This is a genomic window from Lentilactobacillus kefiri (genome assembly GCF_007989105.1).
GTDB classification, from domain to species: Bacteria; Bacillota; Bacilli; order Lactobacillales; family Lactobacillaceae; genus Lentilactobacillus; species Lentilactobacillus kefiri.
In genome coordinates, this window is sequence record NZ_BJVK01000054.1 from 1 (window position 1) to 8,060 (window position 8,060).

An 8,060-nucleotide genomic window follows, 5' to 3' on the forward strand; every position below is an offset into this window, starting at 1 on the left:
AATGTTAAAAACCGGTTAACCAACCAACAGAGATTAGCAAAAATCAAGGCGATTCTGGAGGCTAACGGTTACACTACTGTTAAACGTCAAAAGAAATACGTCATTGGCATCTATCTGACTAACTTCCAGTGGTCCGATCAATATGCTACGGGTGATATGCACCAAGGATTTGTAATTGGAACCAGATAAAAAGAATGGCATTTCGCCGTTCTTTTTATTTGGACTATAGGCAATAAGCGAAACGGATTTTAGAAGAGATCGACAGAACGGTGGCAAGTAACCTTTTAGGGTTGTAAATCCGCCTAACGTCGAAATCACGCTATTGATGTTTACAGTTGCCTGCAGATGACGAATAGATACTTGACGATAGCATTGTTGGTCGTACGATTGTTTAAATTTACTGAAGAAAGCACGATCCCGGATTGGTGGGATTGTGCTTTTGTGTTTTTGAGATGTGGAAACTAATGCGGCTTTGAGTCTCTCTTAGAGTCGTTTTACATACTTACTATAATCGATTCTTCATGCTTTATTTTTCGCAAGATATATTTCATAAATTAATCGGGTTGTCTGATCATCATGTTGGGGATATGGTGAATTAGTCGTCGTCCCATATAAAGCGCCATCTACAACGTCAACGCCAAGCGAATAGTTTGTCATCGAAGCGCGTTTGCTTGCATTATACCCATTCGCATTAAGAATTTCAGTTACCCGTTTAACTCGTGGTGTAATCGCCTGACCATAACTGTAGTAGAGATAGCTGTCGATACTTCCATCTTGATGGGGATTTGGATTATTAGGATCCTTAAGGTTACTAATTGCAATAAAGTCGGTAAAATTCTGATTTTTAATGGGTGTGGTTGCCGTGATATTATCAATTGAACGCGATAAGCTGATGTCAACGGGGCTATTGGGAAATAGTTTAATTAAGGCTTTAGTTAAGCGTTGGCTAGGGTTGGAATTGATATAATTCAAATACTGCTGATTACTTGAAATCTTATCTAATGGCGTGGCAAGTGCCTTTGTAAGATAGCCGCTCCAAACGAGTCCTTTGACTTTCTTATTGGCAGAATAGACCCGATAGTAAACCGATCTTTTACCCTTAATCCTTTTGGTGGAAGCGTTAGTAACAAGCCAACTGGTATAACGATAGTTTTTAACGTTATGTAATTTTCTGGTATGGCTATAATTCCAAATATATCCCTTTACGTTTGGTTTGGTATAGTACATTAATGGCCCGTCCATTACCGACCAGCTGTAAGGCTTCTTTGCTTGAGCAGTTGAAGCAGCAGTTAATACCCCACAAAATACTAACCCCGATAAAACTATTTTTAATAGTTGTTTTTTCATAAGATGAGCCTCCAAGATAGATTGCTTTGTTAACTTCCATTGTAACTGAAGTTTTGAAAATAATGTAATTTTACCGTCAACGAAGTTCACAAACAATTATTTCTAAAAGAGATCGACAGAACGGTGGAATAAGCAACTGTTGAAAGTTATCATCTGCTTAACATTGGATCGGTTGAAAACCGCATTATTGATGATTTCAGTGGCCTGTAGATGACGAAAAGATACTTGACCAGATCGTTGTTGGCCATGCGATTGTTTGAATTTCGTAAAGAAAAGCACAATCCTGGATTTGGGGGATTGTGCTTTTGTGTTTTTGAAATGTGGAAACCAAACATGGTTCTTAATCTCTTGTAAAAATCTGTCTCACTTATTGACTATAATTCAATGTGGATTATAGTCAATACATGAGACGTATTTTAAGAGAACGTAACAATAATGGTGTACTAGTAACTCCATGTTGCAATCACCCCCACAACATGCTCTTTAAATTCAATTTTCTTGCATAAAGTAACTGAGGTGAAGCATCAAGATTAAATCAAAAAAATGCCGCTGATATTCGTAATGAATACCAGCGACATTTTTATTGAATACTATTCAATTAAATACGTTTCTTAAGTTCCTTGCCCGTTTCTTTAAATCCCAAATAGCATTTCTACATATTGTCACCTTGATTGTTTCAACTTAATCGTGCCATCTTCGATTTCGTAGTGCCTCATTTCAGAGGTATTCTGCATTGCTCTGTGGGTAATCATAATCGCTGCTACTGGGAGTTCTTTAATTGTTCGCTCAAAGTCGTTGGCTGACTGGTCATCCAAGTTGGCGGTTGGTTCATCGAATAATATGAAGCTGGTATTCTGAACCAGAGCTCGAGCAACGCCAATCTTTTGAATTTGCCCTGAAGAAAGATTTCCGGCGTTTGATGAAAGGATTTTGGTCTCGTCCTTTTTTGGAAGACTTTCGATAAAGTCCCATAAGTCGGTCTGCTTTAATACTTTCTCATATTGCTGCGACGTGATACTTCTGCCCAACAGAATGTTCTCTCGAATGGTTAAGCTGAATAACCTCACTTGCTGGGGCACATAGGATAACTTAACTTCACCGGGCGCAAATGGAGTTCTTGAATCATCCAGGTAATGCAAACTGCCCTTATTTGGCTGTTGGAATCCCAGTAAGAGTTTCAAAAAGGTTGTTTTTTTGAACCGCTGGGACCCGTTAAGATGATCTTGGTCTGCGGGGTTAATTGCCAATCCAGGTTGACATCTTTTAAAACCCAGCTTGTCTCTTGACCGTACTTAAAGCTCAGGTGGCTTAACCGCAGCGTTTTTATCTCGTTTGGATGGTTGGACGACTGTTTCGCGATCTCAGAAGTCGTGCCAAATGATAATAGCCGTTTTGCAGAAACGGATGCTCTTAACAGTTGGTTGTATAGACCCGGCATTGTGTAAAAGATCCAGGTAAAGCTGCTGTTCAAGACATTAAATCCCATGAACTGGCCGATGGTAATTTGATTTTTAGCAACGAAGGTCAGACTGATGACCAGGGAAGTGACATCGAATAAGAAGCCGGCACCAACGCTAATACTTTCGATTAAGTGTTGGCTCCGGGCATTTTCAAGTTGGCTTTGCGTAAACTTTTTATATTTCTTTGAAAACAGATTTTGGGCAAAGCGTTCGGCATGGAGCGTGTGAAGCAGGACTTTAGCATCAAAAATTTGAAGGAGGGTTGTCTGCATGGTATCCTGATCCGTCTGACGCTGTTGCTGGGTGGTTAGGATCCATTTTCCGGTTAATTTCGGAATTAAGAGCGATACCAGACCCAGTGTCAGAATGATTAACGTTAACCAGGGTGAAATTAATATGCCAAAGATGAATGCGGCTAAAAATGAAGCGGCGCCGGCAATAAAATCTGTTAAGGAAACCGCCAGCGACTGTGAAATGATTGGGGCATCGGAATTATTGAGTGACAGCCAGGCTCCTAGCGGCTTGCTTAGAACCGCATCGGCTGGCTGAGACAGAGAGCTTTGGAATACCGTGTTGGTGATGGAATTTTCAATGGATAGCTGAAGCATTCCTTCACTTATTTTTATCTGTCTTTGAATGATGCCGATTAGAACGCCAATGAAAGCAAGGCTGCCGCCGATGACGATAAACTTTGTGAGTGACTGGGTGGTAATTGCAGAAACAAAATAATTCAGGTAGTAAGCCAGCACAAATTCCAAGCAGGCAATGCCCACTGCCATAGCTACCAGGCGATAATAGTGGAGCTGATAGAGAATATCACGGCAATACTGAATAACGGCTTGATTCATTTTAATCACCAACCTTAATAACATGATCATTTGGCTCGATTAAGTCAAATGTATGACTGACGATAATAATTCCGTGGTTGTGAGCGATTTTGCGAAATAACTGGATGAGTGATTTTTGATTGCTTTCATCGATATCGGAAAAGGGTTCATCCAAAATCAAGTATTGCCGATGAGTCAATAAGGCGCGGGCAATGGCTAGTCTTCGGATTTGGCCCTTCGAAAAGTTGGTGTCTTCGCCAACCACACTTTCCAGTTTTTTGGGTAGTGAATTGACGGCGTCAAACATTTGGACCTGGATAAGCGTTTGAGTCAGCTCTTGGTTAGTCACTGATTTCCCTAATTTCAGGTTATCAGCAATGGTGGTATTAAACATTTGACCAGCCTGTGGAACAAACGCGGCATGATCTGCCAGTGATAACAAGTTATGCCCAGCGTTTGTACGAACCATTAGTGAGCCGCCATCGATTGTTAAGACACCCAACAGAATATGTAGAAGCGTTGTTTTACCGGCACCATTCCTGCCGATCAGGAAAGTGATTTTTCCAGGCTTGATGGTGAAGGATAGGTTCGTCAAGGTAGGATGATTATTCTTTGGATACTGATACGTAATCTTCTGACCTTCGATGCTTTTAACTGGCTCTTCTGCGCTGGAAAGGGTTTGTTTGACCTTGGTGTTAGTTGATAAATGATTCGTAACCCGCCCCAAAGATACCTTCTGCCGGGCCATAAATGCCAGGACAATTGGAAGAGTCAAAAACGGATCAAAGATTGAGCCAATCCCAGCGTTCCAGATACCCAGCATGACATCAAAGTGGATCTGATGGGCGTTGACCAGTAACAATCCTACAAACAGCGAAACAACTTCCATGACATAAATTCCACCACGCACAACCCCATTGCTTGACGCGGTGGCGCCGACATCTTGACGCAATAAGGTTCGCTTGCTGTCAAAGAGCCGGTTGTTAACCGATGTTAACCATTTTGAAGTATTAAATATTCGGATTATTGCTAGGTTGTGATATACATCCGGCAAAAAGTTCTTCTGTTGATCATCACTTAATTGATAAGCTCGGCGATAGCGCACGTCTTTGACGTAAAAGTGGTGGGCAATGGCATACAGCCCGCATCCAATGAAAAGGTAAACGAGACCGTAAATCCAGGAATTATAAAATGTGTAGATTAATCCGCCGCCAATGATCATGACAAAATCAATTGCCGGCATAACTCCCATCATAAAATAATTTGCAATATTGTCAGCGTCTTGGTTAACCAGGTTAACCATTGTGCCGTTATCCTGATTAAGATCGATTTCTCGCAGTGAGCTCGCCAAGAGTTCCTGACTGACAGATTCAATTACCCGCTTCCGCAGTCGCTCCGAATACATCGAGTATGCATAATACACACCAGCATAAATGAGGGAGGCAATGGTCAGCACACCCAGAATCTGATATAAGATCGTTAATTTCTGGGCCAGTGCTGCAGCAACCCCATATTGCAGCATGACGGACACGAATACATTGAAGCCGTTAATGTAGACTTTTGCAATTATTAAAAAGGGGTAATCTTTTAAAGCAATATATGAGAATTGTTTGGTAGATTTCATCTTGACACCTGATTTCTTGGATCAAATGTTGAGTGCAGCAGAAGATCCTTTTTACGGTTCATATATGACAAATTCCATGCGGGCGAACGGATTACCGTTGAAAAAACAATAATACAAATTGTATGGAAAGTAAACACCTAATTTAATGATAAGACAATTAATATTTGATAAATTTTAGGCCCCTGGATTGAGGATATATATGATTAAATAAGCTGATGTCAAGGACTTATAAGAGATTTGTTGATATTTAGAATAATTTGAATATTAAGTTTCCTTTCTAAGATTCGATACTAATCTGGTGTTTGTTTATGCAGTAGATAAGTGCATATACAAAAAATCCGCTCCCAAACATCAAGATGATGTTTAAGAACGGACCAAACTAATTATTTAACTCAATTAAATACTTTTCTTAAATTCCGTACCCTTTTCCTCAAATCCAGGCTTACCAAGCAATACAACCATGTTTTGCTTGTATGTCCCAACACATGGTTGGTTGAATGGGTTAATTCCGTTCAGGTAACCCAAGTTGGATTTTTAGATTATTTGATCAAAATAATAAGATAGACTTATATTGAATGTAATTGTCTTGTTTAAAATGTAAGTAAAACACCCTTAATCCATGTTAATTACAGAAAGAAAATTCTTAACAAATAAAAGTGCTTTTCATTTGACTTGAATTGTCAAATAAAGTGCAAAACTACATTAAAAAATATTTTATAAGGGGTTTTCAGATGCTCGATTTCAATTCATACCAGGCTCCAAATTGAATAGGACTAAAAGCCGAGGGGAATGCGCACTGTTCTCTGTTAATTGATCTTCTACCCCTACTTACCGTATGGATGTTCCAATCATACTTATTCAAAGTTAAATTAGTTTACGTACGGGATGCCGTACGCTATAATTAACCCTGTAAAGTAAATAACTATTGAGAGAAGGAAACATTATGGAAAAAATTGTCAATCCAACTAAAGCCCGTTCAGAATTATTTGCTTTAATTAAGGCTGCTAATCAAGATTCCAAACCAGTGCTCATCGCTGGCAGTGACGACGAGAAAAGTGCTGTTTTGATGAGTAAGCGGGACTACGACGCCTGGCAAGAAACATTGGAATTAATAATGAATGGTCAATTACCGGATGCTCTCAAACGTCAAAATGATCCAGACGTTGATCTAGATGCAATGATACGAGACATCGATCATGAGTAAATGGCACCTGAAAATTAAATCAACCGCCAAAGGTGACCTAAGAAAAGTATTGAGAAGTCCTTTACGTCAATCGTTTGAAAGCGTTAAAGCAACGCTTGAAACTGACCCGTTTTCGCCAGTGCAATCCTTTGAGAAGTTAACACGCCCGGCGGCTGGATTCTATTCCCGACGAATTAACGGTCAACACCGGGTCGCTTATACCATTGATAAAGACAACAAATTGGTCACAATCTACTCTTGTTGGGCGCATTACGAGGATATGAGTGGCAAATCCGGTTCCCGGAAACACTAAACAATCTTAACTAAATGAACTAATTCAAACTGAAAGCCTCAGACCAGATAAAAATCTGGTTTGGGGCTTTTTCGTATTCAAATTATTCTTTATTGTAATTTGTTGGTCACTGTACCATTAGTTTTAATCCGATCACGTTTAGAGTTACCAAACAGAAATAAATTCTCTGGCAGATGGCCTGCACGTGGATTTCAGTTATGACTTTGATGGTACGTTGTTAGGCGATCAGTCAAATTCGAATAATGGCGGAGGCTCCGATACGCCAACAGATGCTTTACACCAACACGCTAAGCAGGTTTATGACTACTTTAATAAGAAGGGCCTATCTGACGCGGCTATCTGTGGGATTTTAGCCAACTTCCAACATGAATCGGGAATTAATCCAGATCAGTGGCAGATTGGCATGCCCCACACCTGGTCAATGAGCTCTTCGACTGGTTATGGGATTGCCCAATTTACGCCAGCCGGTAAGATTAAAGCCTATGCCGATAAAGTTGGCAAAGCAGTGAGTGATATTAACACGCAACTCGACTACGTCTGGAGTCAGATCACGGCTACCGGTGGTTTTTACGGTGGTAGTAAGACATTAGTTCAGTTTGCCCACGATACAGATCCGAAAGTCGCCGCCCTGGACTTCCTACAAGGTTATGAAATGCACTCCAAATCAACGGATGCGTTAGCAGACCGGCAAAGCAAAGCTGCTGCTTGGTGGACGCTTTATAACAAAGGCAATGCCGGCACCTATGGTGATGGTGGCAACAACAATGACAACGATGTGAAAAACACACCGGAAGGCTACACCATTCAAACCAAGGGCCAATTCACCTTTAATACCAATTGCCGCAACACTCCCGAAATGAGTGATGCTGGCTTGGCAACTTATAAGGCCGGCCAGACGGTTAGTTACGACCAGAAGGAAAAGAATGACAATCACTTCTGGTTATCGTACCTTGGCACCACTGGTACCCGGCACTACGTCCCGTATGCCAACATTTCTAAGAACACGTACTTTGGAACGGATACCAATCCCGGTGACCCCGTTAGGAAGCAAAAGAAGTAACCCAGGGGTGACAGAAGGACCCAAAAAATACCCAAAATGGTGACAAAGACGACAATTTTAGCCGTTGTTTTCATTGCATAATAGGTTTTGTGATCAGGCAGGCTATTATTGGAGCTCCAATAGTAGCCTGCTACTTCAAGGATAGGCCGGACTTTTCTTGAAGGGGATCACCAAATCGTTAAGTGAAAATCGTTCTTTAAAAGACGTCATTAAACCACGAATGAACTAGGGTCTGTCTGGAAACTA

8 protein-coding genes are annotated in these 8,060 nt (G+C 40.8%); 4 read left to right on the top strand and 4 right to left on the bottom strand.

Annotated elements, in window-relative coordinates; all coding sequences use genetic code 11:
* Positions 1 to 189 (top strand): hypothetical protein (locus LKE01_RS12130; protein WP_186806020.1); only part of this gene is annotated, 189 nt, incomplete at its 5' end.
* 330 nt (positions 190 to 519) lie between these two features.
* On the opposite strand, the gene LKE01_RS11025 is transcribed toward LKE01_RS12130, so the two are convergent.
* The 4 genes from LKE01_RS11025 to LKE01_RS11040 all read right to left on the bottom strand — a co-directional run bounded on the left by LKE01_RS11025 (position 520) and on the right by LKE01_RS11040 (position 5,258).
* Positions 520 to 1,347, bottom strand: a complete 828-nt coding sequence (locus tag LKE01_RS11025) for a hypothetical protein (protein WP_056982514.1) — start codon at positions 1,345 to 1,347, stop codon at positions 520 to 522.
* Positions 1,348 to 2,009: 662 nt separating this feature from the next.
* A complete protein-coding gene (locus LKE01_RS11030; protein WP_056982518.1) occupies positions 2,010 to 2,528 on the bottom strand; it encodes an ATP-binding cassette domain-containing protein in 519 nt (172 codons plus the stop codon).
* Entirely contained in the window at positions 2,525 to 3,655 is a 1,131-nt protein-coding gene (locus LKE01_RS11035) for an ABC transporter transmembrane domain-containing protein (RefSeq protein WP_056982520.1), read from the bottom strand. Before LKE01_RS11035 ends, LKE01_RS11030 begins: the two co-directional genes overlap by 4 nt.
* 1 nt (position 3,656) lies before the next feature.
* Entirely contained in the window at positions 3,657 to 5,258 is a 1,602-nt protein-coding gene (locus LKE01_RS11040) for an ATP-binding cassette domain-containing protein (protein ID WP_056982522.1), read from the bottom strand.
* A gap of 943 nt (positions 5,259 to 6,201) precedes the next feature.
* Here LKE01_RS11040 and LKE01_RS11045 point away from each other — a divergent pair.
* The 3 genes from LKE01_RS11045 (at position 6,202) to LKE01_RS11055 (ending at position 7,814) form a co-directional block, all read left to right on the top strand.
* The gene (locus LKE01_RS11045; RefSeq protein ID WP_056982524.1) at positions 6,202 to 6,462 is read left to right on the top strand and encodes a type II toxin-antitoxin system Phd/YefM family antitoxin; all 261 of its coding nucleotides are present in this window, start codon (positions 6,202 to 6,204) and stop codon (positions 6,460 to 6,462) included.
* The gene (locus tag LKE01_RS11050) at positions 6,455 to 6,754 is read left to right on the top strand and encodes a Txe/YoeB family addiction module toxin (RefSeq protein ID WP_054769824.1); all 300 of its coding nucleotides are present in this window, start codon (positions 6,455 to 6,457) and stop codon (positions 6,752 to 6,754) included. Before LKE01_RS11045 ends, LKE01_RS11050 begins: the two co-directional genes overlap by 8 nt.
* A 184-nt stretch (positions 6,755 to 6,938) precedes the next feature.
* Positions 6,939 to 7,814, top strand: a complete 876-nt coding sequence (locus LKE01_RS11055) for a phage tail tip lysozyme (protein ID WP_054769823.1) — start codon at positions 6,939 to 6,941, stop codon at positions 7,812 to 7,814.
* Positions 7,815 to 8,060: the final 246 nt, after the last annotated feature.